The sequence below is a fragment of the Polaromonas sp. UBA4122 genome (genome assembly GCA_002381615.1).
GTDB lineage: Bacteria > Pseudomonadota > Gammaproteobacteria > Burkholderiales > Burkholderiaceae_C > Polaromonas.
In genome coordinates, this window is sequence record DFWY01000104.1 from 38893 (window position 1) to 60933 (window position 22041).

Genomic DNA, 22041 nt, shown 5'->3' on the forward strand with positions numbered 1-22041 from the left:
ACGCGCTCATCACCGCCCAGCCGCCTACGCTGTCGTAAACTCAAGCCCTCTACTTCTGGGGAAATTCCATGCTGGGCTTATCTGCCAGTGTTGTCGGCATTACCGATTACGGCGCTTTTGTCGCCGCCATTATTATTTTTCTGGCTATTCCCGGTCCCGGCAACCTGGCGTTAATCACCTCCACCGGCAAGGGCGGCATCCCCGGCGGGCTGGGTGCGACATTTGGCGTCATCGCAGGTGACCAGGTCCTGCTTTGGGCTGCCGTGGCCGGTGTATCAGCAGTGATGGCCGCTTACCCCACCGCCTTTCATGCCGTGCAGTGGTTAGGCGCGGCCTACCTCGCCTGGATGGGGTTCAAGATGCTGATCGCCAAGCCAGGCGATACCCCAATTCTGCAGATCAAGCCGCACCACTACTTCCGTCAGACGCTGATGATCACGCTGCTCAACCCCAAGGCGATTGTGTTTTACATGGCCTTTTTTCCACTGTTCGTGGATCCATCCCAGCATCAGGGCCTGAAAACCTTCGGCGTGATGGCGGCGACCATTGCCGTGCTGACCTTTCTTTACGGCCTGGTTGCCGTGCTGCTCACGCATTACCTGGCCGAGCGCATCCGGGCCAACCCCAAAATTTCGGCCACGCTGAAAAAAGCCGCGGGTGTTTTTTTGATCGGCTTCGGTATCAAGCTGGCCATTTCGAAGTAGTCCCCGGATAGTCCCTTGCCTCTGCTTTTCCCCTCAACAGAACAACAACTAAAACATTCCATGGCCAAAATATTCTGCGTTGCCAACCAAAAGGGCGGGGTGGGCAAGACCACCACTACGGTGAATCTGGCTGCCGGCCTGGCTAAAGTCGGCCAGCGTGTGCTGATGATTGACCTTGATCCGCAGGGCAACGCCACCATGGGCTCGGGCGTGGACAAGCGCAAGCTCGAACTCACGGTGTACGACGTGCTGCTCGAATCGGCGTCGGTGGCCGAAGCGCTTGTGCACAGCGAGAAGTGTGGCTACGACGTGCTGGGCGCCAACCGCGAGTTGGCTGGCGCCGAGGTTGAGCTGGTCCAGGTGGAGCGCCGCGAAAAGCGCCTCAAGCTGGCCTTGGTTGAAGTGAATAGCGCCTACGACTTCGTCCTGATTGATTGCCCGCCGTCGCTCTCCATGCTCACGCTCAATGGCCTGTGCTGCGCGCATGGCGTGATTGTGCCCATGCAGTGCGAGTACTTTGCACTTGAGGGCCTGACCGATCTGGTCAACACCATCAAGCAGGTGCACGCCAACCTCAACAAGGATTTGCAGATCATCGGCCTGTTGCGCGTGATGTTTGATCCGCGCATCACGCTGCAGCAGCAGGTGAGCGAGCAGCTCAAGCAGCACTTTGCCGACAAGGTGTTCAACACCGTGATCCCGCGCAATGTGCGCCTGGCCGAAGCGCCCAGCTACGGCTTGCCCGGCGTGGTGTTTGACCCGTCCTCCAAAGGGGCGCAGGCGTTTGTGGCCTTTGCCGAAGAAATGGTGGCGCGCATCAAAGACATGTGAACAAGGTATTTTTTAAATAAAAATGGCTACAAGCCCTTGTTTTACGGGCATAGGCAGCTATTAAAAGCATAGCAATTAATCATTTGAACGCATGAAACCCAGCAATGTCCTGATTCTTCCCGGCTGGCAAAACAGTGGCCCCGAGCACTGGCAAAGCCGCTGGGAGAGCGCGCAGGGCTACACGCGCGTGGAGCAGCACGACTGGATGCGGCCGCTGCGTGGCGACTGGATCGCGCGGCTTGAAGACGTGCTGCTGTCCTGCGACTTCGAGCGTGAGGGCCCCGCCGTGCTGGTGGCGCACAGCCTGGGTTGCGTGCTTGCGGCGGCGTGGGCCTCGCACTCCCGGAATACCTGCCGCGTCAGAGGGGCGCTGCTGGTGGCACCGCCCGATGTGGAACGCGAAGATATGCGCCAGATGCTGACCAGCTGGGCGCCCGTTCCCCTGCACAAGCTGCCCTTTCAAACCGTGCTGTTCGCCAGCAGTGACGACCCGTTCTGCGCATTGGAGCGTTCCCAGCTGTTTGCCGCTGCCTGGGGCGCTGATTTTGTAGACGCCGGACCGCGCGGCCACCTCAATGCCGAGAGTGGTTTGGGCGACTGGCCGCTGGCCCATGAACAGCTGCTGCAGCTGATGCGTCCATGACGCCTCTACAAGGCACAGCCCCGCTAATTTGAATTAAAGAAAGACAACCCCCACATGGTCACCAAAAAACTCAAAGGCCTCGGCCGCGGACTTGAAGCGCTGCTCGGTCCCAAGGTCAACGAATCAGCGGGCGCGGACAACGCCAACAGCAGCGCGACCAGCCCCGGCCTGTCGGCGACGCTGCAGCTCACCGACCTGGTTGCCGGCCAGTACCAGCCGCGCACCCGCATGGACGAGGGCGCGCTGTATGAACTGGCCGAGTCCATCAAGGCGCAGGGCATCATGCAACCCATCCTGGTGCGGCGCCTGAACAGTGGCGCCAACGACGGCAAGTACGAAATCATCGCAGGGGAACGGCGCTTCCGGGCGGCCAAGCTGGTAGGGCTGGACAGTGTGCCTGTGCTGGTGCGCGACGTGCCGGATGAGGCCGCCGCGGCCATGGCGCTGATTGAAAACATCCAGCGCGAAGACCTCAACCCATTGGAAGAAGCCCACGGCCTGCAACGCCTGGTGAAAGAGTTTGGGCTCACTCACGAGTTGGCGGCGCAGGCCGTGGGCCGCTCCCGCAGTGCCGCCTCCAACCTGCTACGCCTGCTGAATCTGGCCGACCCGGTGCAAACCATGCTGATGGCCGGCGACCTGGACATGGGCCATGCGCGGGCCCTTTTGAGCCTGGACCGCGCCGCACAAATTACCGCAGCCAACCAGATAGCGGCCAAAAAAATGTCAGTGCGCGAGGCTGAAAGCCTGGTCAAAAAACTCAGCGCCGAGTTTTCGCTGAAACCGCAAAAAGCGTCCAAGGAAAAGTCACGCGACACCCGCCGCGTTGAGGAAGAGCTGGCCGACCTGTTGATGGCCGAGGTGGAGGTCCGCATCAAAAAGCAGGTCAAACGCAACGGCAGACGCGAAGACATGGGTGAGGTGGCGATCCAGTTTGCCTCGATGGACGAGTTGAATGGGCTGATTGAGCGGCTGCGCGGCGTCAAATAAGCCCGCAGCCTGCGCCGCAGGCTGGGTAGGTTCCGGCGGCTTTGGTGACGCGCCGGTTTGCCAGATGAGCGATATCCAGAAAACAAGTTTCTGGCGCGATGCATAAAGCCCGGTCCAGCCGGGCTTTTATGTCAAAGCAGTCACTGGCCCGGGAAAGACCGTCGCAGCAAGCGATTAAAAGGGAGCGCCTCAACGCTCCCAGCCCCTCTCACAGCGTAAAAATCTTCCCCGGATTCATGATGTTTTTCGGGTCGAGTGCGCGCTTGATGGTGCGCATCATCTCCACCGCGCCGTCGCCGGTCTCGGTCACTAGAAAGTCCATTTTGCCCAGGCCGATTCCGTGCTCGCCGGTGCAGGTGCCTTCCAGCGCCAAGGCGCGGCTCACCAGTTGGTGGTTCAGGGCTTCGGCCACTTGGCGTTCCTCAGGCCTGTTGGGGTCGATCAGGTAGCCAAAGTGGAAATTGCCGTCGCCCACATGGCCGACGAGGAAGTAGGCAATGCCACTGGCATCGGCCTCGGCCACGGATTCGAGCAGGCAGTCGGCCAGCCGTGAAATCGGCACGCAGGTGTCGGTGGAAATCGCGCGGCAGCCGGGCTTGCTCTGGATGGCCGCGAAATAGGCGTTATGCCGGGCGGTCCAGAGCCGGGTGCGCTCTTCGGGCGTGCTGGCCCATTCAAAGGCCTTGCCGCCGTGACCGCTGGCCAGTTCCTGCACCAGCTCGGCCTGCTCTTTCACGCTGTTCGGGGTGCCATGAAACTCCATCAGCAGCATGGGCTCTTCGCGCAGGCCCAGTTTGGAGTGTGCGTTCACCATGCGCACGGCGTTGTGGTCAATCAGTTCCACGCGTGCAATCGGCACGCCCAGCTGGATCACTTCGATCGTGGTGCGCACGGCCGCTTCAATGCTCGGGAAAGAACAGATCGCGGCCGAAATGGCCTCGGGCAGCGGATAGAGCCTGACCGTGATTTCAGTGATCACGCCCAGCGTGCCTTCGCTGCCCACCATGAGGCGCGTGAGGTCGTAGCCGGCCGAGGATTTTTTGGCGCGGGTTCCGGTGCGGATGATGTCGCCGCTGGCGGTGACAACTTCCAGCGCAAGCACGTTCTCGCGCATGGTGCCGTAGCGCACGGCGTTGGTGCCGCTGGCGCGCGTGGCGCTCATGCCGCCAATCGTTGCATCAGCACCTGGATCAATCGGGAAAAACAGGCCGGTGCTTTTGATCTCTTCGTTGAGCTGCTTGCGCGTCACGCCGGCCTGCACGGTCACGGTCAGGTCTTCAGCGTTGATAGCCAGCACCTTGTTCATGCGGCTTACATCGATGCTGATGCCGCCTTGCACGGCCAGCAAATGGCCTTCGAGCGAGGTGCCGACGCCAAAGGGGATGACCGGCACGTTGTATTGGCTCGCCAGCTTCACGGCATCAGCCACGTCGGCCGTGCTTTCGGCAAACACCACGGCGGCGGGCGGTGGGGCGGCAAACGAGGATTCGTCACGGCCGTGCTGCTCGCGCACCACCAGGGCGGTTGAGCAGCGTTCGGCAAAGCGGGCTTTGAGGGCGTCTATCAGCGCCGAGGGCGTTTCGCGCTGGCGGATTTCGGTCAGCAGGTGTTGGGGTAGCGGTGCGTTCATGGGGTCTCCGGATCGAAGGCATAGTTTACGACTTGTGGGCCGTGCCTGCGCCATGGATGCGTCCGGAGCATTGACGTCGGGAGGTGAGGAACTCCAGATCAGAAACCCGCGGCCTGGTTGAACTCGTCGCGCGAGATGAAACTGTCGTGGTCGGTGTCGATCTGCTCGAATCGATGAGCCAAGGCCGGGAAATGCTCGGTTTCCTGGCGGTTCAGCTTGCCATCCCTGTCGGTGTCGGCCCGGTTGAATGCGGCCTCCAGATCTTTGCTGGTGGCCTTGTTGGGGGGAATCGTGCCAGGCGTGCCCGAAGAAGCCATTTGCAGGTGCGGGCTGTTGGGGTTGGCGGGCGAGGCCGCGGAAGCCTGCGCCTGCGCGGCGGTGGCTGCGCCCATGGCCAATGCGGCAAACAGCAGCACGCTGTGGATTTCAAAGTTGGGAATAGAATGTTTTTTCACCGTCGTGGACACAGTCATGCAGATAGCCTTCAAAATTGAATAGGGGCTCATTGCAACGCAGCAAGCCCGGATCTGCCAGCAGTTTTTCAGGGTGTTTCCTCGCTAACATGAGGGCGCACGACGACACATTTCCTTGCCCTGCGTAACGCCCACCCGCGGCTTGACTTCAGCGCACGCACCGTTCTTCACCGTACTTCAAAATCATGGCCAACAGACTTTCACAGATCGCCACCCGCACGGGCGACAACGGCACCACCGGGCTGGGCGACAACACGCGCGTTTCCAAAAGCAACCTGCGGGTTCACGCCATGGGCGATGTCGATGAACTGAACTCGAACATTGGCGTACTGCTCTGCGAGGAGCTGCCAACGGGCGTGCGCGAGTTGCTGGTGGAAGTGCAGCAGCAGCTTTTCAATCTGGGCGGCGAGTTGTCCATCCCGGGCTTTGAGTTGCTCAAACCGGAAGCCGTTGCGCGGCTGGATGCCGCCCTCGAAGAGCACAACGCCCAACTGCCGCGGCTGGCAGAGTTTATTTTGCCGGCCGGCTCCCGTGCCGCCGCACTGGCGCATGTCTGCCGCACCGTGGCGCGCCGCGCCGAACGCGCGGTGGTGGCGCTGGGCCTGGCCGAACCGCTCCACGATGCGCCGCGCCAGTACCTCAACCGCCTGAGTGATTTGCTGTTTGTGCTGTCGCGCGTGCTCAACCGCATGAACGGCGGCGACGACGTGTACTGGAAGAGCGAGCGACTGGCGCGCACTTCACAAGAATAGCTGTCCTTCAGCGCGCAACACCACGCGTTCATGCCAGGAAGGCGTGCCGTGTTGATGAAACGCAGCGTGCCCGTCACCTGGGGATCAGATCACCCCGTGGTCCTTGTCAATCGGTCACTGGTTGCTACTTAAACAATAGCGTCAGGCGCGCCGCAGCCGCCGCTCCAGATTCGCGTCAGGCAGCATGTGTCCAGTCTCGACATAGCGTGCGTGCCAGGACAGCGCCTCGCCCAGTAGGTGCGGCGTGTGCTTGCCCGGCGCGTCGCGCTGGGCGCGTTCGAAGTAGTCAAGCAGGGCAGGGCGGTAATCGGGATGGGCGCATTTTTCGATGATGAGCCGCGCGCGTTGCGTGGGCGAGAGGCCGCGCAGGTCGGCCAGGCCCTGTTCGGTCACGATCACTTCCACGTCGTGCTCGGTGTGGTCCACATGCGAGACCATGGGCACGATGCAGGAGATGGCGCCATCCTTGGCCACCGAAGGCGTCATGAAGAACGACAGGTAGGCGTTGCGCGCAAAGTCGCCCGAGCCGCCAATGCCGTTCATGATGCTTGAGCCCATGATGTGGGTGGAGTTGACGTTGCCATAGAGGTCGGCTTCGATCATCGCGTTCATCGCGATCACGCCCAGGCGGCGAACCACCTGGGGGTGGTTGCTGATCTCCTGCGAGCGCAGCACGATGCGCTTGCTGTAGAAGTCGATGTTCTCGTTGAAATCGGCCAGCGCCTCTGGGCTGAGCGACAGCGCGGTGGCCGACGCCATGCTCAGCTTGCCCGATCGCAGCATGTCCAGCATGCCGTCCTGCAGCACCTCGGTGTAGGCGGTCAGGTTGTTGAACGGGCCATCGTTCAGGCCCGCCAGCACGGCATTGGCGATGTTGCCCACGCCCGACTGCAGCGGCAGCAAGTCGGCAGGCAGGCGGCCGTGCTTCACTTCATGCTGCAGGAACTCGATGAGGTGGCCGGCGATGCGTTGCGAGGTGCCGTCCGGCGCGGCAAAAGCGGAGTTGCGGTCGGGCTGGCTGGTCTGCACCACGGCAACCACCTTGCTCAGGTCGCACGTCAGGTAGGGCTCGCCGATGCGGTCGCCGGGGTTCACCAGCGGAATCGGCAGGCGGTGGGGCGGCAGGCGCGTGCCATAGTAGATGTCGTGCATGCCCTCCAGGCCGGCGTTCTGCAGGGAATTGACTTCCAGGATGATCTTGTCGGCCTGGTCCAGCCAGGTTTTGTTGTTGCCCACCGAGGATGAGGGAATCAGCCGCCCGTCCGGCAGGATGCCAGCGACCTCGACCACGGCCACATCCAGATGGCCCAGAAAGCCGAACCAGGCCAACTGCGCCACATGCGACAGGTGGATGTCGGTGTACTGCATCTGTCCGGCGTTGATCTGCTGGCGCACCGTGGGGTCCGACTGGTAGGGCAGGCGCATCTCGATGCCGTGCACTTTGGCCAGTGCGCCATCGAGCTCGGGCGCTGTGGAGGCGCCGGTCCACAGGCCAATGCGAAACGCCTCGCCTGCGGCGTGCAGGCGCTCAATGCGTTGTGCCAGCGCCTGGGGCACCGCCTTGGGGTAGCCTGCGCCTGTAAAGCCGCTCATGCCGACATTGGCACCGGCGGGAATCAGCGCGGCGGCCGCTTCGGCCGACATGATTTTTGTTTTCAGGGCGGGGTTGCGCACGCGATCGGCAAGGGGCATGAAGGGGCTGGCTCCGGGGGAGGACGACGGCGCAACAGCGCACGACATAAGCCCGGAATTTTAGCAGGCCGACGCTTGGAGACAAGGGTGAACCGTTGTGCCGGCGCTATGGTGCGGGCCGTCAGTTTCCGTCGCAGCGGAACGAGCGTCGGCCCGGCCGCCTAACGCCGCTCCGCCCGGGGTTGCGCCAGCGCCTCGGAATGGACGGAAGGGCGCTATTATTTTTATAGCTGCCTGCGCCCGTCAGTCAATGGCTAAAGCCTGATTTTGTCATTAAATCAGCCGCCCCTTCAGCGAAGCGTCCGCCAGCGGGCGCAAGCGCGCATAGTCCAGCAGCTCGGCCAGGCGAGCGCCTTTGGCTTGCCACTCAAGCACCACGTTTTCCGCCAGCAGCACGTAATGCCAGGGGGCGCCGCCGCGCTGGCCGGCGCTCAGCCCATTGATGCGCTCGCACCAGGCCAGCGCCGCCCGAAGCTTGCGCTGCACGTTGGGATGAATGGTTTGCTGCTGCGCCTTGGTTTCCACCAGATACACCGCGTCGGCAGTGCGTACCAGAAAGTCGGGCGAATAAAACGCGGGCAGGCCGTCATCCTTCACGTAGCGCAGCCGGGCAAAGGTGTGGCGGTTTTCGCTGATCTTGCAAAACGCCTCAATCTGCGTGTCAGCCTGCGCCCAGTGGATCAAGGTGCGCTCCAGCCCGCCGTTGCGGGCGGGCCAGGCCAGCCGGGTGTAGATGCACTTGGACACCTCCACCGAATGGCTCTCGCGCATCATCAGGCGCGGCACTTCGGTCAAATGCCGCAGGTGCACCTCGGTTTGCCCGGTGATGTGCTTTTGCTCGGACTCCAGCAGTGCCACAGCAAACACCTTGGTGATATGGTCCACCACCGGCTGCAGCAGTAGCACGCGCCAGTTCTCACCATCGAGCGGGTTAAAGGTCGTGCCGAACAATTGAGTCCAGATGTAGTCGTCCAGCCAGCCGGTCAGCTCGGCCGTGTTCACCTGCAGGTAGGGCTTGGCCAGGTGCGTTGCCACCTTGTTGCCCTTGGATAGTGGCTCGCTCAGCGCCTGGCTGATGCGCCGCGTCAGGCGCGACAGGTACTCGTTGTAGCCGCCCACGTTCATCACCGCGCCATCCACCCGGTAGTCGCCAAACAGCGTGGCGCTTTGCAGATCTTGCGAAATGAAAGTGTCGCCCTTGCCCAGCAGCCCGGTGAGTTGTTCCACCGTCATGGCCGTGAACGCGGGCAGTGCGGCCAGGTCCAGCGCATGGTGGTCACGCACTTCGTCCGCCTCTTGCAGGATGAATGGGATACCGAAGTCAAACGCCTCGTAACCCGCGCGCAACTCGGCTGCGATCACGTCGCCGGTTGCACTGGTGTCGTCCATGCCGTCACCCGTGGTGCCCGCGAGACCTTCCTTGATCAGCTCGTCATAAAACGACTGAAAAGCCGGGTGCTCCACGATCGACAGCACATCCAGCAAACTGCCTGGCTCCTGACCAGCATTGATGCGCTCGCGGTTCTCGCGTTTCGGTCGGTGTATTCGTCGTCGCGCCACATCAGCCGCAGGCCGCGGCCAATGGTCTGCTCCAGCAAAATCTGGGCTTGCGAACTGCGTAGCGGCACGATCACGCAAATGTTGTTCACATCAAAGCCCTCGCGCAACATCAGCACGCTGACGATGACGCGCGGCGTGGCGTGGTGGTCCACGCTGAACAGTCGTTGGCGCACCGGTGCCCAGTCTTTCTCGCCTAACTCTGCTTTTTTTCCGGAGTCGATCAGCATCACCTCGGCCTCAAGCAGACCTTCCTGCTCCTGCAAAAAGGCGGCGACCAGCGGCGACACGCTGGTGTCCTCGCACACCACCAGCATCTTCGGGTGGCGCGTTGGGTCGAGCCTGGCAAAGTCAGTTTCCAGCTTGCGCAGTTTTTTCAGGCCGGCACGCAGCATCACGCGCTGGCCTTCGCTCAAGGCCGGGTTGCCCTGCTCATCGCGCTCGGCTTTGAACTCCAGCGGCAGCGCGCCAATCTCCTTGCGCCGGTCCAGCACCAGCGACTTGACCAGCCCGGCGCGCATGGCGCTTTTCAAATCAAAGTCCGTGATGATGTGCGGGAAGTACACCTTGCGCTTGGTTTTTCCGGCACCCACGTCGTTGTAAGGCGTGGCTGAAAAATCCACCTGCACAAAGCGTCGGCCCTTGGTTTCGGCAATTTTGGAAAGGCTTCTTTGCCATTCGACCTCGGTGTTTTCGCCCTCGCGCTTGAATTCGTGAATGTGGTGCGCCTCGTCGTTGAACACCATCAGTTCCGGTAAACCGGCCAGAAACTCCAGCACATTGCCCCGTGCATAGCGCCGATCCAGCACGTCCAGGCTGTTGCCGGTGGCGCGGCCGGGGCTGAGCGGCAGCACGGCGTTGATCACCTGCTGCGGCTCCAGCGGTGCGCCCAAGGCTTCCACTTCTTCCACCTCATCGGCGGTGTCGCCTTCATTCAACAGGTGCCAGTTGGTGATGGCGATCATGCCGTTGCCGGTAGCTTTCAGACCAATCTCGTTTTTGTTGCAGACGTTTCCGCGTACGAAAGCAAACACGGCATCGCGGTGAGCATCGGGCATGAACAGGTCGGCAAACCGGGCCATGTCGGAAGTGGCGAAGTCGCGCGAACCGTTGCCGTTTTCAATCAGCTTGCCGCAAAACGCATCCAGCAGCCGCTCGTAAACGATCAACCCCGGCGCCACCACCATGAACTGGCGCGTGAAGCGGGCGTCGTCAATACCTTCAGCCAGCGCGGCCGTCTTGTTGAGCATTTGCCAGATCAGCAGCGCCTGCAGCACCCAGGTTTTGCCGGTGCCAGTGGCCATCTTGAAGCAGTATTTGGGATGCGCATGCTTGGCCTGCGCCACCTCGTTCAGCCGCGTGCCGGTCAGCAGCGCGTCGGGCGCGCAAGCCTTGTACAGGTCCAGCAGCGTCCAGTGCTCATGGTCTTTGCCCAAAACTTCGTGCGCCACGATGGCGTTCAGAATCGCCTGTTTCTGCCCGGCATGAAAGTTTAGCCCGCTGCGTGCCAGCACCATGTCCTCGCCAAACCACCACATCAGCAGCTCGGCGGTGGTGGGTGTCACCAGTTCCAGAATGTCGGCGGCACCGGATTCGAGGCCCAGACAGAGTTGCTGGGTCTTGGTGGTGAGGCCGATGGAGAGCGCGAGTTGGTTGTCTGCCTTGTTACTCATGCGGCCCCCACGGTGCTGACCACTTCCGCCTCAAAGCCGAACACATCGACCACGCGCACGCACACTTTGCGTGGGCCGGGTTTGGCGACGGTTGTGAGCACCGCTTGCGTCACCACGCGCAGCGCATCTTCATCGTTGGCCGTGTTGCCCCGGTAGTCCTGCCAGACCGAGCGGAACACCTTGCCGTCGTAGTCCGGGTCCACTGCCCAGTACTCAATCAGCGCCAGCGGCTCCTGGTTGATCACGGCTTGCAACTTCACGCGGTTGGCATCGTCCAGGTTGATGCCAGCGGCCTCAGCCGCATTGATCAGTTGGCGGAAATAAACTTCCCATGTGCGCCTACGTCAATGCATAGCACGGCCCGCATATCAGCGGCGACCGCTCGCACCGGGGCGTCCGTTGCAAAGCGTGCCACAAAGGGCAGGGGATCGGCGCCTTCGTCGTGCAGGTGGTCCAGATACCAGGTTTGTCGTTGTAGCGATAGGCGGATGGTGTCAAGCAAATCTACGCTGGGGCGCCGCCCACGGTGCGCAGGTCGGGCAGAGGCAAATTTTCAGCGGGTGGCTCAGTCAGAAACAGGTAGCCAAACGGCGCTTGCAGGGCCTGAGCCAGTTTCTGCGCCTGAATGAATGTGGGTTGGCTTTCGCCCGCTTCCCAACGGATCAGTTGGTCTGGCGAAATGCTGGCGGCACGGGCGGCATCGCCCACATCCAGCCCACCACGCTCACGCATCCAGCGCAGGATTCGGGGATTGATGTAGGCCTTGGCAGACATGGCGGGAGTCTAAACCAGGGGCAGATCCCGGGCTTTTCTTTCTGGGTTTGATGTGAGCATGCTTGAGTGAATTATTGAACAAATATAAAATTAAACAATATTTTGTTTGAAATATGATTTAATTAACCCATGTTGCACCGTTACGCCTTTTCCAATTTCCAGTCTTTCCGCGAACGCACCGAGGTGTCCTGGCTGCTGGACCGCAAGGTGCCTGACGCGGTGTGGTCGCGCCAGTCGGGCTCGGGCGACCGGGTGAGCACGGTCATGGCGGTGATTGGCCCTAACGCCAGCGGCAAGACGGCACTGCTCAAGCCGGTGCTGTTTCTGGACTGGTTTTTGCGCCACTCGTTCAGCGCTGAACCTGCCGCACCGCTGCCGTTTCAGCCGCACGCGGCTGCGCCCACCGAGCCGTCGGAGTTTGAGGTGGAGGTCGATTTTGACGGTCGTTTGTGGCGCTACACGCTGCGCTGCACGCCGCAGCGGGTGCTGCACGAAGCCCTGTACGTGAAGCACGAGCGCATGCGCTACGTGTTTGTGCGCGAATGGAACGAAGCGGCGCAGGGCTATGACATCAAGCAGCAGGATTTCGGTTTTGCGCCGTCCGAGGCGCGCAAGGTGCGGCCCAATGCGTCGCTGATCGCCACGGCCGCGCAATACGGCGTGCCGCTGGCGCAGCGCCTGGTGAACAGCAGCGTCTGGAGCAATATTCATCAGTTTGGCCGCATGGTCAATGACTCGAACCAGTTGATGCGTGCGGCTGCGTACTTTGCGGGCGAAGAGGCGCAGCGCCAGCAACTCGTCCGCCTGCTGTCGGCATGGGACCTGGGCTTGAGCGATGTGCAGGTGCGCGAGCTGGAAACGGTGCTGCCCGACGGCAAGAAAGACAAGGTCTGGCTGCCTTTTGGCATTCACAGTGCCGCGAACGGTGCGCAGTTTGAACTGCCGTTCATGCTGGAATCCAGTGGCACACAAGGCGCGCTGGTGTTGCTGCATCGTCTGCTGCCGGTGTTGCAGGCGGGGGGGCTGGCTGTGATTGACGAGTTTGAGAATGACCTGCATCCGCATATGCTGGAGCCCATTCTTGACCTGTTTGCCAACCCGGCGACCAATCCGCATGGAGGCCAATTGTTGTTCACTTGCCATGCCATGGAGGTTCTGAATATCGTGCACAAGGCGCAGGTGATGCTGGTTGAAAAAGACGCGAACAATGAGAGCAGCGCTTGGCGGCTTGACAGCGTGGAGGGCATCCGAAGTGATGATAACTTCTACGCCAAGTACATGGCAGGAGCCTATGGCGCCGTGCCCCAGCTATGAGGCGCAACCCCACAATGCGTCAAGTAGCGCGCACGATATTGCTTGTGGGTGAGGGCGATGCAGAAGTTCAGTTCATGCTTCATTTGAAGGGTTTGTATGTGCAACGTGGCTCGGGCGTTGTGGTGACGATCAAGAACGCGCGTGGCAAAGGGGCTGCGCATGTGGTTGACTTCGCGTTTCGCCAGTCGCGCAATGCGGCATATGACATGAAGGCCACTCTGCTGGATACAGATTCCGACTGGAACGACAAGACCCGTGCGGCTGCCCGCAAGGCCAAGATTCATGTGATGCCTTGCCAGCCCTGCCTTGAAGCGGTGTTGCTGACTGTGCATCGCGCACCGGTTGAAGGGCGGACAACGGCACAACTCAAGCAAGCTTTTTCAGCCCGTTTTGGTTCTGCAGCGTCAGATACATCCATCCTGCGACATTTCAGCCGGGATGTGGTGGACGAAGCCCGATCTCGTATCACCGTCTTGAGTGAACTCTTCAATCTGCTGACAAGGGTCGAAATAGAAACTTGATGGTCGAGGCCCAGTTTTTGGCTTCAATCAGCGTGTTGGCGTCCAGCAGGTAGTTCACTGTTCCAGCTCTCCCGCGAGCAGCCGCAGCTTGCCTGGCTGCACACCAAGGAGGCGTCCGGCATCCCGCAGCAGCAGTCGGCCGCTCAGGGTCTCGGCCAGCACGGCGCGGGCAAAGCGCTTGCTGTTCTTGACGCTGGCATTGCGGTAAAAGTTGCCCCCGCCGCCTGGTTTGTCACGAAAGGCGGCCAGTTCGACCTGGTAGTGCTGCAGGTAGGTGGCGTGGTCCACCAAGCCCAAATCAAGTGCACGCCGCATGATGACGAGGCGGCTGACATGAAAGCGCTGGGCCAGTTCGGCTAGGCGCTCGGGCAGGCTGGCGGTGCTGGCAGTCCACAGAGGGGTGAACACGTCATGCGGGGCCAGAAACTCACCGGCCACGGCGTTGCAGAAAACTTCTTCACGCCGGGCGTTGCCGGGGCTGGCGTTGGATATGCCGCTGCTGCCCACCCATACGTGGGCCAGTTCGTGCATCAGGGTGAACAGGCGTGCGGCCGGGGCGTCGGCGCTGTTGATGAACACGAGGGGGGCCAGAGGGTGGCAGATGGCAAAGCCTCTGAATTCACCTACGTCCAAACGGCGATGGGTGTTGTTGCCCACGATGCCGCTGCGCATGACGAGGATGCCAGCGGCCTCAGCCGCATCGATCAGTTGGCGGAAATAAACTCCCCATGTGCGCTGACCATTTTCTACGTCAATGCCTAGCACGGCCCGCATATCAGCGGCGACCGCTCGCACCGGGGCGTCCGTTGCAAAGCGTGCCACAAAGGGCAGGGGATCGGCGCCTTCGTCGTGCAGGTGGTCCAGATACCATGCCTGCCGTTGCAGCGACAGGCGGATGGTGTCAAGCAAATCTACGCTGGGGCGCGGCACAGGGGCGCCGCCCACGGTGCGCAGGTCGGGCAGAGGCAAATTTTCAGCGGGTGGCTCAGTCAGAAACAGGTAGCCAAACGGCGCGTGCAGGGCCTGAGCCAGTTTTTGCGCTTGAAGGAATGTCGGCTGGCTTTCTCCCGCTTCCCAACGGGCCAGTTGGTCTGGCGAAATGCTGGCGGCGTGGGCGGCGTCACCCACGTCCAGCCCACCGCGCTCACGCATCCAGCGCAAGATGTTGGGATTGATGTGGGCCTTGGCAGACATGACGTGAGTCTAAACCAAGGGTTAATGTAGGACTTCTCTTTCTGGGTTCTTTAAAATACCAAATCCGTTACAGGGAAGTCCAACATGAAAAAAAATTGCTTGACGAAATTTACCCTGGCGAAATCCTGCTGGAGGAGTTCATGAAGCCGCTGGGCATTACGGCCCGGCAACTGGCGGCCGACATGGATGTGCCGCCCAGCCGCATCAGCGATATCGTGAACGGCGCACGCCCCATCACGGCGGATACGGCCCTGCGTCTGGGGTTGTTTTTCAGCATGGAGCCGCGTTACTGGCTGAACCTGCAAACCGAGTACGACATGCGCATCGTGACGCGCGAGAGCTGCGACAAGATCGCACCGCGCATCCGGGTTTTTCAGCCTGTGGCGTCTTGAGATTTCTTGAGTGCTACAAAATAAATAGCTTCTCATGCCCGTCCACCATGGGCTGAAGCCCGATTTGACTACTATCTTGGCGCCAGCACCGCCATCGTGATGCGCGACACGCAGGTCAGCTCCCCGGCGCCGTTGCTGAGCTCGATCTGCCAGACCTGCGTGGTGCGGCCGATGTGAACCGGCCGTGTGATGCCCGTGACCCATCCGCTGGTCGCTCCCCTGAGGTGGTTGGCGTTGATGTCCAGCCCGACAGCGCGATGACCTTCGGGTGCGGCAAACACGGCGCCGCAGGAGCCCAGTGTTTCAGCCAGAACCACCGACACACCGCCGTGCAGCAGTCCGTAAGGCTGGACCGTGCGGTGATCCACCGGCACGCGGGCGCGAATGAAATCATCGCCGACTTCCAGGAACTCAATGCCCAGGTGTTGTGTGGCGGTGTTGGCGCTGATGGCGGTGAGCAGTTCGACGGAGATGGGTTGCTTCCAGACACGCATGGCAATTCCATTGATGTAAACGGCTCCACTATAAGGTAGGCCGCCTACAGCTTGTCGGCAACTTGCCGCGCATGACCGGGCACCCTTCCCAAAAAAGCCGCCCTGAGGTGCGAACGCGCCGACCTGGAGCGCGAGTTGGCGGCAACCAAGGCCGCCCTGGCCCAAGCCGAGGAGCCGCGCCCCTAATTATTGCGGTTGAGCAGCGCGTACAGCAAGATCGCGCCGAAGGTGGCCGTCCCGATGCCGCCCAGCGCGAACTGGCCAAACTTGAGGGTGAAGTCGCCTGTGCCCAGCACCAGCGTGATCGCCGCGACCAGCAGGTTCTTGTTGTCGGAAAAGTTCACCTTGTTGTCGACCCAGATCTTGGCGCCGGCCACCGCAATCAGGCCAAACACCACGATGCTGACGCCGCCCATCACGGGCAGCGGGATGGCCTGAATCAGCGCGCCGAATTTGGGGCTGAACCCCAGCACCACGGCGATCAGGCCCGCCACCACAAACACGGCGGTCGAGTAAATTTTGGTCGCGGCCATCACGCCGATGTTTTCAGCGTAGGTGGTCACCCCGGTGCCGCCTGCGCTGCCCGAGACGATGGTGGCAACGCCGTCGCCGATGAACGCGCGGCCCATGTAGGCGTCTAGGTTTTTGCCGGTCATGGCTGTCACCGCCTTGATGTGGCCGAGGTTTTCGGCCACCAGGATGATGGCCACCGGCGCGATCAGCAGCATGGCATTGGCGCTGAACACTGGCGCAGCAAAGCTGGGTAAGCCGATCCACGCGGCGTTGCTGATGCCCGAGAGGTCCAGCGGTTTTCCCAGCCCCAGTCCATTGGTGAGCACCGCATAAATCACGGTGGCCACGATCAGGCCGACCAGGATCAGCAGGCGCTGCACCATGCCGCGCGTCATCACGGCCACCAGCGCCACGCTGACGAAGGTGACCACCTGCATCCACGAATCAAAGTTGCTCGCCGCCATGTTCTTGATGGGAATGCTGGCCAGATTCAGGCCGATGACGGCGACCACCGCGCCTGTGACCACGGGCGGCATGAGTCGCTCTATCCAGCCGGTGCCCAGGGCCTGCACGATGGCGCCTATCAGGGTGTACGCAACGCCGCAAGCAATAATGCCGCCCAGCGCCACGCCTATATTGGGGTTGGGGCCCTTGCCTGCATAAGCGCTGGCGGCAATCACCACGCCGATGAAAGCAAAGCTGGAGCCCAGGTAGCTGGGCACCTTGCCCCCGGTAATCACAAAAAAGATCAGCGTGCCGACGCCGCTCATCAGGATGGCGATGTTCGGATCAAACCCCATCAGGAGGGGCGCCAGCACCGTCGCGCCAAACATCGCAATCACATGCTGCACACCCATCACGGTGGTGAGCGGCCAGGGCAGGCGTTCGTCAGGCCCGATGACCCCGCCCTGCGGCAACACTGCGCTGTTTTTTTCTTTCCAGTCCAGCATTCCCATCACTCTCTCCTTGTTGTAAGTGGGGCAATGCTAGCAGCCTGCCGGACTGTGGAAACGTGGTCTGTACATCCGGCAAAAAACTGTCCGCGCTGCCGCCTTGTTTTCGCTTTCGACGTCGCAAGCCGGACAGGTATCCTGGACGGACTCAGCCCGGCCCTGCTACGCTAGCGGCATGAAACCTCTTGTCAAATGGGGCGCGGGTGCGCTGGTGGTGCTGGCCGCTGCGGTGATGCTGGCCGGCCAGCGCGGCACGCCGGTGCAAGTGGTGGCGGTGGCGCGTACCGGCATCGTGCAGTCGGTCGTGGCGACCGGGCGGATCAATGCGCCGGCACGCATGGACATCGGCGCCGAAGTTAGCGCCACGGTGCTGGAGGTGCGCGTGCGCGAGGGCGATCGCGTCAAGGCCGGCGACCTGTTGGTCCGCCTGTCGGATGCTGAAGCCCACGCAGCGCTGCAGCAGGCCCGCGCCGCGCTGGCCGAAGCGCGCGGCCGCGCCACTCAGCAGGCCACAGTGGCGGCGCCGGTGGCCGCGCAGGCTGTGGTGCAGGCCCAAGCCGCTTTTACTTCTGCCGAACGCGAACACCAGCGCGCCCGCGATCTGGTGGCGCAGGGTTTCTTTTCCCAGCAAAAGCTCGACGATGCCCAGCGCGCGCTGGACACGGCGCGCAGCGCACTTGAATCGGCCCGCGTGCAGGCGCAGGCCAACCAGGCCAGTGGCGTGGAGCGCGTGCTGGCCGTATCGCGCGTGGACCAGGCCGTGGCAGCGCTGGAGGTGGCGCAAGCGCGCCTGGAGCGCCTGTCCATCACCAGCCCGGTCGATGCCGTCGTGCTCAACCGCACTGCAGAGCCGGGCAGCATGGCCCAGCCCGGCCGCGTGCTGCTGTCCCTCGCCGCGCAGGGCGGTTTGCGCATCGACGCAGGCGTGGACGAAAAGAACCTGCGCCTGCTGTCCCCCGGCATGGCCGCACGGGCCGTCGCCGACGCCTATCCCGGCCAGTCCTTCGATGCCCAGCTCAGCTACATCGCCCCGGCGGTGGACCCGCTGCGCGGTACGGTGGAGGTACGCCTTGCGGTGCCGAAACCGCCGGGCTTTTTGCGGCCCGACATGACCGTGTCGGTTGAGCTGGTGGGCGGCACGAAGAAGGATGCGCTGGTGCTGCCCTCGGGCGCTGTGCGCGATGCTGACCGCGAGGCGCCCTGGGTGCTGGCGCTGCAAGACGGCCGAGCGGTGCGCGTGCCGGTGAAGCTGGGCCTGCGCGGCGTCGGCGCGGTGGAGATTGTGGACGGTCTCAAGGAAGGCGAAGAGGTCATTCCCCAGACCGAAAAAGCCGCCCCCGGCGACCGTGTGCGGCGCGGTCCGAGCGTGGCGCAGGGCAAAGGCATGGAAGTGCCGTCGTTCATTTCGCGCTGAAGCGTCTCCCGGCTGAAAGTCATGTCCTCCGCCCGCCACCGCCCCGCCGTCAGTTCCTGGGCCCGCTGGATGCCTTTCGAGCTGCTGGTGGCCTTGCGCTTTCTGCGCGAGGGCCGCATGCAGAGCGCGCTGATCCTGGCCGGCGTCACCGGCGGCGTGGCCGTCATCATCTTTCTCACGCAGCTCATCAACCAGTTGCAGAGCACCATCATCGACCGCGTCATGGGCTCGCAAGCGCATGTGGTGATCCGCCCGCTCGAAGAAGTCACGCAGCGCGTCGTCACGCCCAGCGCCGGGCGCTCGGTGGCCGCCGTGGTGCAGCCGCGTGAGCAGCGCCTGCGCTCGGTGGACCAGTGGGAGCGCGTGGCGGCGCTGGCCGCTAGCACGCCCGGCGTGCTGGCGGTGTCTCCGGTGGTCAGCGGCCCGGCCTTTGCCGCGCGCGGGGGCAGCAACAAAAGCGTGGTGATGCTGGGCGTGCAGCCCGATGCCTATCGCCGCGTGGTGCGCATGGATGACTACATGACGCGCGGCCGCTTTGACGTGGCCGGCACCGGTGCGCTGATCGGCACCGACCTCGCGCAGGACCTGGGCGTGACGGTGGGCGACAAGCTGCGCGTGACCAGCGCCAGCGGCCGCAGCGAGACGCTGGACATCACCGGCCTGTTTGACATGGGCAACCGCGACCTGAACCGCCGCTGGGTCTTCGTCACGCTCAAGCTCGCGCAGACCCTGCTCGACCTGCCCGGCGGCGTGTCCAACATCGACCTCACGGTGAAAGACCTGTTTGGTGCCAACGAAGTCGCGGACACGCTGCGCGCGCAGACCGGCCTCACGGTGGACAGCTGGATGCAGACCAACTCGGGCCTGCTCAATGCGCTGTCCAACCAGACCGTGTCGAACAACCTGATCCGCAGCTTTGTCGTCATCATCGTCGCCTTGGGCATTTCCAGCGTGCTGGTGGTCAGCGTGGTGCAAAAGCAGCGCGAGATCGGCATCCTGCGCGCCATGGGCGCGGGGCGGCGGCGCATCATGGCGGTGTTTTTGCTGCAGGGTGGACTGGTGGGGCTGGTCGGCTCCATGCTGGGCTCGGCGCTGGCGTACACGCTGCTGGTGGTGTTCTCGCACATCTTCAAGAGCCCGGACGGTAGCCAGATGTTCACCGCGCAGCTTGACCCGATGCTGGTCGTGCTGGCGTCGCTGGTGGCCTGCGGCGTGGGCCTGGCCGCGGCGGTGATTCCGGCGCGCAGTGCCGCGCGCATGGACCCGGTGCAGGCGATTCGCAGCTGAGCTGGCCCATGAACACGGTCCACGCCCCCATCCTGCGCCTGGAGGACATCCACAAGAGCTACAACATCGGAACGCCGGTGGAAACCGAAGTGTTGCACGGCATCACTCTGGCATTGCAGGAGGCCGAGTTTGTCGCGCTCAAGGGCCCCTCGGGTTCGGGCAAGAGCACGCTGCTCAACATCATCGGCTTGCTGGAGCCGCCGACCGCAGGCCTGCTGACGATTGCCGGGAAGCCTGCCCAGTCGCTCGACGACGCGGCGCTCACCGCGCTGCGCGGCGCCACCATCGGCTTCGTGTTCCAGTTCCACCACCTGCTGCCGGCCTTCACCGCGCTTGAAAACGTGCTGCTGCCGTCCATCATTGCGCACGGCACAGCCACGCCCGAGGCCGAAGCCATGGCGCGCGATCTGCTGGCGCGCGTCGGCCTGAAAGGCGCGGAATACAAGCGCCCCGGCGAGCTATCGGGTGGCATGCAGCAGCGCGTGGCGATTGCGCGGGCCCTGTCGCTGCGGCCCCGGCTGATCCTGGCCGACGAGCCCACTGGCAACCTCGACACGGTGTCGGCCGACGAGGTGTTTGGCCTGCTGCGTGAGTTCAACCGCGACCACGGCAGCGCCTGCCTGATCGTCACGCACGACCCGCGCCTGGCCGCGCGCTGCGACCGCATCATCGATCTGGTCGACGGGCGCTTGGTGGCGAGCTGAGCGCCATGTCACATCAGGTCACCTTACGCGGCCGACGCTGCCGATGCGAAAAATTTAAGAAAAAAGTGCCTGTAGCCCAATCATGACGGGCATAAACAGCTATAAAAATAATAGCAACAAGCGGTTTGGGTTAGCGCAGCCCAAGCCGACACTGCCACGACGAAAGAAACCAGCATGAGCGAGACAAAAACACCCCCTCACATTCCCCAGATCCGCCGCTACCAGAACTGGCTGCGCGAGCGGCGCGGCCTGAGCTTCAAGACCTATCACGAACTCTGGCGCTGGTCTGTCACCGACCTCGATGCCTACTGGCAAAGCGTCTGGGACTACTTCGATCTGTACTCGCCCACGCCGCACACCGCGGTGCTGGCGAAGAACGTGATGCCAGGCGCAGTGTGGTTTTCCGGCGCGCAGGCCAACTACGCGCAGCAGGTGTTGCGCCATGTGCAGCCTGCCCATGAAGCGGGTTTTGCCGCCATCATCAGCCGCAACGAGAAGGGCCTCCAACGCGAACTCTCCTGGCCCGAGCTGCGCCGCCAAGTGGCGTCGCTGGCGCTGCACCTGAAAGCGCAGGGTGTGCAGCCGGGCGACCGCGTGGCCGCCTACCTGCCCAACATCCCCGAGACCATGGTGGCGTTTCTGGCCACGGCCAGCCTAGGCGGCGTGTGGAGCCTGTGCGCGCCCGACATGGGAACGAATGCCGTGCTCGACCGCTTCAAACAGATCGCACCCAAGGTGCTGATCGCCTGTGATGGCGTGAGCTACGGCGGGCGCGACTTTGACCGCATGGACGTGGTGGACGAGCTGCGCCAGGCCCTGCCCACGGTGCAGCACATACTCCTGCACGACAACCTCGGCACTGCGGATGGGCCGCAGCATGCTACAAATTCAATAGCTGTCTGTACCCGATTTGCTTGGGCGACAGCCCGAAATGATGCACAAACGGCAGCTTTTGCGCCCCTGTGGCTGCCGTTCGACCACCCGCTGTGGATTGTTTACTCCAGCGGTACCACCGGCCTGCCCAAGCCCATCGTGCACGGCCACGGCGGCACGGTGCTGGTGGCGCTGGCGCTGAAAACCCTGCACAACGACATCGGCTGCAGCTACGACGCCAACAACTTGGGCGAGCGCTTTCACTGGTACAGCTCCACCGGCTGGGTGATGTGGAACGCGCAGATGAGCGGCCTGCTCAACGGCACCACCTGCGTGATCTACGACGGCAACCCCGGCGGCACGAAAGACCAGCCCGACTGGAGTACCCTCTGGCGCTTTGCAGGTGAACTTGGTGTCACCTTCTTAGGCGCTGGCGCCACCTTCTACGCCAACTGCCTCAAGGCCGGTGTCGACCTGTCGCAGTGCGGTGACCTGTCGAAAATTCGCGCCCTCGGAACCACCGGATCGCCGCTCTCGCCCGAGGCGCAAGCCTGGGGCACAGAGCAGTTCCGGCGCATCGCGGGACTGCGAGCCGGGCAGGACATGAGCGCCAACGAACGCAGCGCCGGGCCGCCCCAAGCAAGTTCAGCCCCCCTGGGGGGC

The 22041-nt window shown here is 62.8% G+C and carries 22 protein-coding genes; 12 read left to right on the forward strand and 10 right to left on the reverse strand.

The genetic code is table 11. The features are described from left to right. Positions 1-68: 68 nt before the first annotated feature. The 4 genes from B3F77_RS14305 to B3F77_RS14320 all read left to right on the forward strand — a co-directional run bounded on the left by B3F77_RS14305 (position 69) and on the right by B3F77_RS14320 (position 3168). Positions 69-704 (forward strand): LysE family translocator, encoded by a 636-nt coding sequence (locus B3F77_RS14305; RefSeq protein ID WP_293605599.1) that lies wholly within the window; start codon positions 69-71, stop codon positions 702-704. Between the two features lie 60 nt (positions 705-764). Next, the gene (locus tag B3F77_RS14310; protein ID WP_293605600.1) at positions 765-1535 is read left to right on the forward strand and encodes a ParA family protein; all 771 of its coding nucleotides are present in this window, start codon (positions 765-767) and stop codon (positions 1533-1535) included. Positions 1536-1626: 91 nt separating this feature from the next. Further along, positions 1627-2178, forward strand: a complete 552-nt coding sequence (locus B3F77_RS14315; RefSeq protein WP_293605601.1) for an RBBP9/YdeN family alpha/beta hydrolase — start codon at positions 1627-1629, stop codon at positions 2176-2178. 54 nt (positions 2179-2232) lie between these two features. Then, positions 2233-3168, forward strand: a complete 936-nt coding sequence (locus B3F77_RS14320) for a ParB/RepB/Spo0J family partition protein (protein ID WP_293605602.1) — start codon at positions 2233-2235, stop codon at positions 3166-3168. 208 nt (positions 3169-3376) lie between these two features. Here B3F77_RS14320 and B3F77_RS14325 read toward each other — a convergent pair whose 3' ends face one another. After that, entirely contained in the window at positions 3377-4798 is a 1422-nt protein-coding gene (locus tag B3F77_RS14325; RefSeq protein WP_293605603.1) for an FAD-binding oxidoreductase, read from the reverse strand. A 98-nt stretch (positions 4799-4896) separates the two neighbouring features. Next, positions 4897-5271 carry an EF-hand domain-containing protein gene (locus tag B3F77_RS14330; RefSeq protein WP_293605604.1) on the reverse strand — a complete coding sequence of 125 codons (375 nt, stop codon included), beginning with the start codon at positions 5269-5271 and terminating at the stop codon, positions 4897-4899. Positions 5272-5456: 185 nt separating this feature from the next. Here B3F77_RS14330 and B3F77_RS14335 point away from each other — a divergent pair, with 185 nt between their 5' ends. Next, positions 5457-6023 carry a cob(I)yrinic acid a,c-diamide adenosyltransferase gene (locus B3F77_RS14335; RefSeq protein ID WP_293605605.1) on the forward strand — a complete coding sequence of 189 codons (567 nt, stop codon included), beginning with the start codon at positions 5457-5459 and terminating at the stop codon, positions 6021-6023. A gap of 141 nt (positions 6024-6164) precedes the next feature. Here the strand turns inward: B3F77_RS14335 and B3F77_RS14340 are convergent, their stop codons facing one another. The 5 genes from B3F77_RS14340 to B3F77_RS14360 all read right to left on the reverse strand — a co-directional run bounded on the left by B3F77_RS14340 (position 6165) and on the right by B3F77_RS14360 (position 11719). Continuing rightward, positions 6165-7715 (reverse strand): acetyl-CoA hydrolase/transferase family protein, encoded by a 1551-nt coding sequence (locus B3F77_RS14340; protein WP_293605606.1) that lies wholly within the window; start codon positions 7713-7715, stop codon positions 6165-6167. Between the two features lie 273 nt (positions 7716-7988). Next, positions 7989-9200, reverse strand: coding sequence for a hypothetical protein (locus tag B3F77_RS14345; protein WP_293605607.1), 1212 nt, complete (start codon positions 9198-9200; stop codon positions 7989-7991). Next, the gene (locus tag B3F77_RS14350) at positions 9140-10945 is read right to left on the reverse strand and encodes a DEAD/DEAH box helicase family protein (protein WP_293605608.1); all 1806 of its coding nucleotides are present in this window, start codon (positions 10943-10945) and stop codon (positions 9140-9142) included. Before B3F77_RS14350 ends, B3F77_RS14345 begins: the two co-directional genes overlap by 61 nt. Then, the gene (locus B3F77_RS14355) at positions 10942-11205 is read right to left on the reverse strand and encodes a hypothetical protein (RefSeq protein WP_293605609.1); all 264 of its coding nucleotides are present in this window, start codon (positions 11203-11205) and stop codon (positions 10942-10944) included. The genes B3F77_RS14350 and B3F77_RS14355 overlap by 4 nt, the downstream gene beginning before the upstream one ends. A 244-nt stretch (positions 11206-11449) precedes the next feature. Next, entirely contained in the window at positions 11450-11719 is a 270-nt protein-coding gene (locus tag B3F77_RS14360) for a helix-turn-helix domain-containing protein (RefSeq protein ID WP_293605610.1), read from the reverse strand. Positions 11720-11848: 129 nt separating this feature from the next. Between B3F77_RS14360 and B3F77_RS14365 the strand changes: the two genes are divergently transcribed. Continuing rightward, positions 11849-13033 carry an AAA family ATPase gene (locus B3F77_RS14365; RefSeq protein WP_293605611.1) on the forward strand — a complete coding sequence of 395 codons (1185 nt, stop codon included), beginning with the start codon at positions 11849-11851 and terminating at the stop codon, positions 13031-13033. 74 nt (positions 13034-13107) lie between these two features. Further along, on the forward strand, positions 13108-13554 hold the full coding sequence (locus tag B3F77_RS14370; RefSeq protein WP_293605612.1) for a hypothetical protein: 447 nt from the start codon (positions 13108-13110) through the stop codon (positions 13552-13554). 54 nt (positions 13555-13608) lie between these two features. Here the strand turns inward: B3F77_RS14370 and B3F77_RS14375 are convergent, their stop codons facing one another. After that, positions 13609-14748: an ImmA/IrrE family metallo-endopeptidase gene (locus B3F77_RS14375; RefSeq protein WP_293605613.1), complete on the reverse strand. Its 1140-nt coding sequence runs from the start codon at positions 14746-14748 to the stop codon at positions 13609-13611. 95 nt (positions 14749-14843) lie between these two features. Here B3F77_RS14375 and B3F77_RS14380 point away from each other — a divergent pair, with 95 nt between their 5' ends. Then, complete coding sequence (locus B3F77_RS14380; RefSeq protein WP_293605614.1) at positions 14844-15140, forward strand: HigA family addiction module antitoxin; 297 nt, start codon at positions 14844-14846, stop codon at positions 15138-15140. 71 nt (positions 15141-15211) lie between these two features. On the opposite strand, the gene B3F77_RS14385 is transcribed toward B3F77_RS14380, so the two are convergent. Next, positions 15212-15634 (reverse strand): hotdog fold thioesterase, encoded by a 423-nt coding sequence (locus B3F77_RS14385; protein WP_293605615.1) that lies wholly within the window; start codon positions 15632-15634, stop codon positions 15212-15214. 182 nt (positions 15635-15816) lie between these two features. Continuing rightward, a complete protein-coding gene (locus B3F77_RS14390) occupies positions 15817-17103 on the reverse strand; it encodes a solute carrier family 23 protein (protein WP_293605616.1) in 1287 nt (428 codons plus the stop codon). A gap of 172 nt (positions 17104-17275) precedes the next feature. On the opposite strand from B3F77_RS14390, the gene B3F77_RS14395 reads away from it, so the two are divergent. The 4 genes from B3F77_RS14395 to B3F77_RS14410 form a co-directional block, all read left to right on the forward strand. Next, on the forward strand, positions 17276-18514 hold the full coding sequence (locus B3F77_RS14395; protein WP_293605617.1) for an efflux RND transporter periplasmic adaptor subunit: 1239 nt from the start codon (positions 17276-17278) through the stop codon (positions 18512-18514). Between the two features lie 21 nt (positions 18515-18535). Then, a complete protein-coding gene (locus B3F77_RS14400; protein WP_293605618.1) occupies positions 18536-19801 on the forward strand; it encodes an ABC transporter permease in 1266 nt (421 codons plus the stop codon). 8 nt (positions 19802-19809) lie between these two features. After that, positions 19810-20505, forward strand: coding sequence for an ABC transporter ATP-binding protein (locus B3F77_RS14405; protein WP_293605619.1), 696 nt, complete (start codon positions 19810-19812; stop codon positions 20503-20505). Positions 20506-20679: 174 nt separating this feature from the next. After that, positions 20680-22041: AMP-binding protein (locus B3F77_RS14410; protein WP_293605620.1), on the forward strand; the 1362-nt coding region annotated here is incomplete at its 3' end.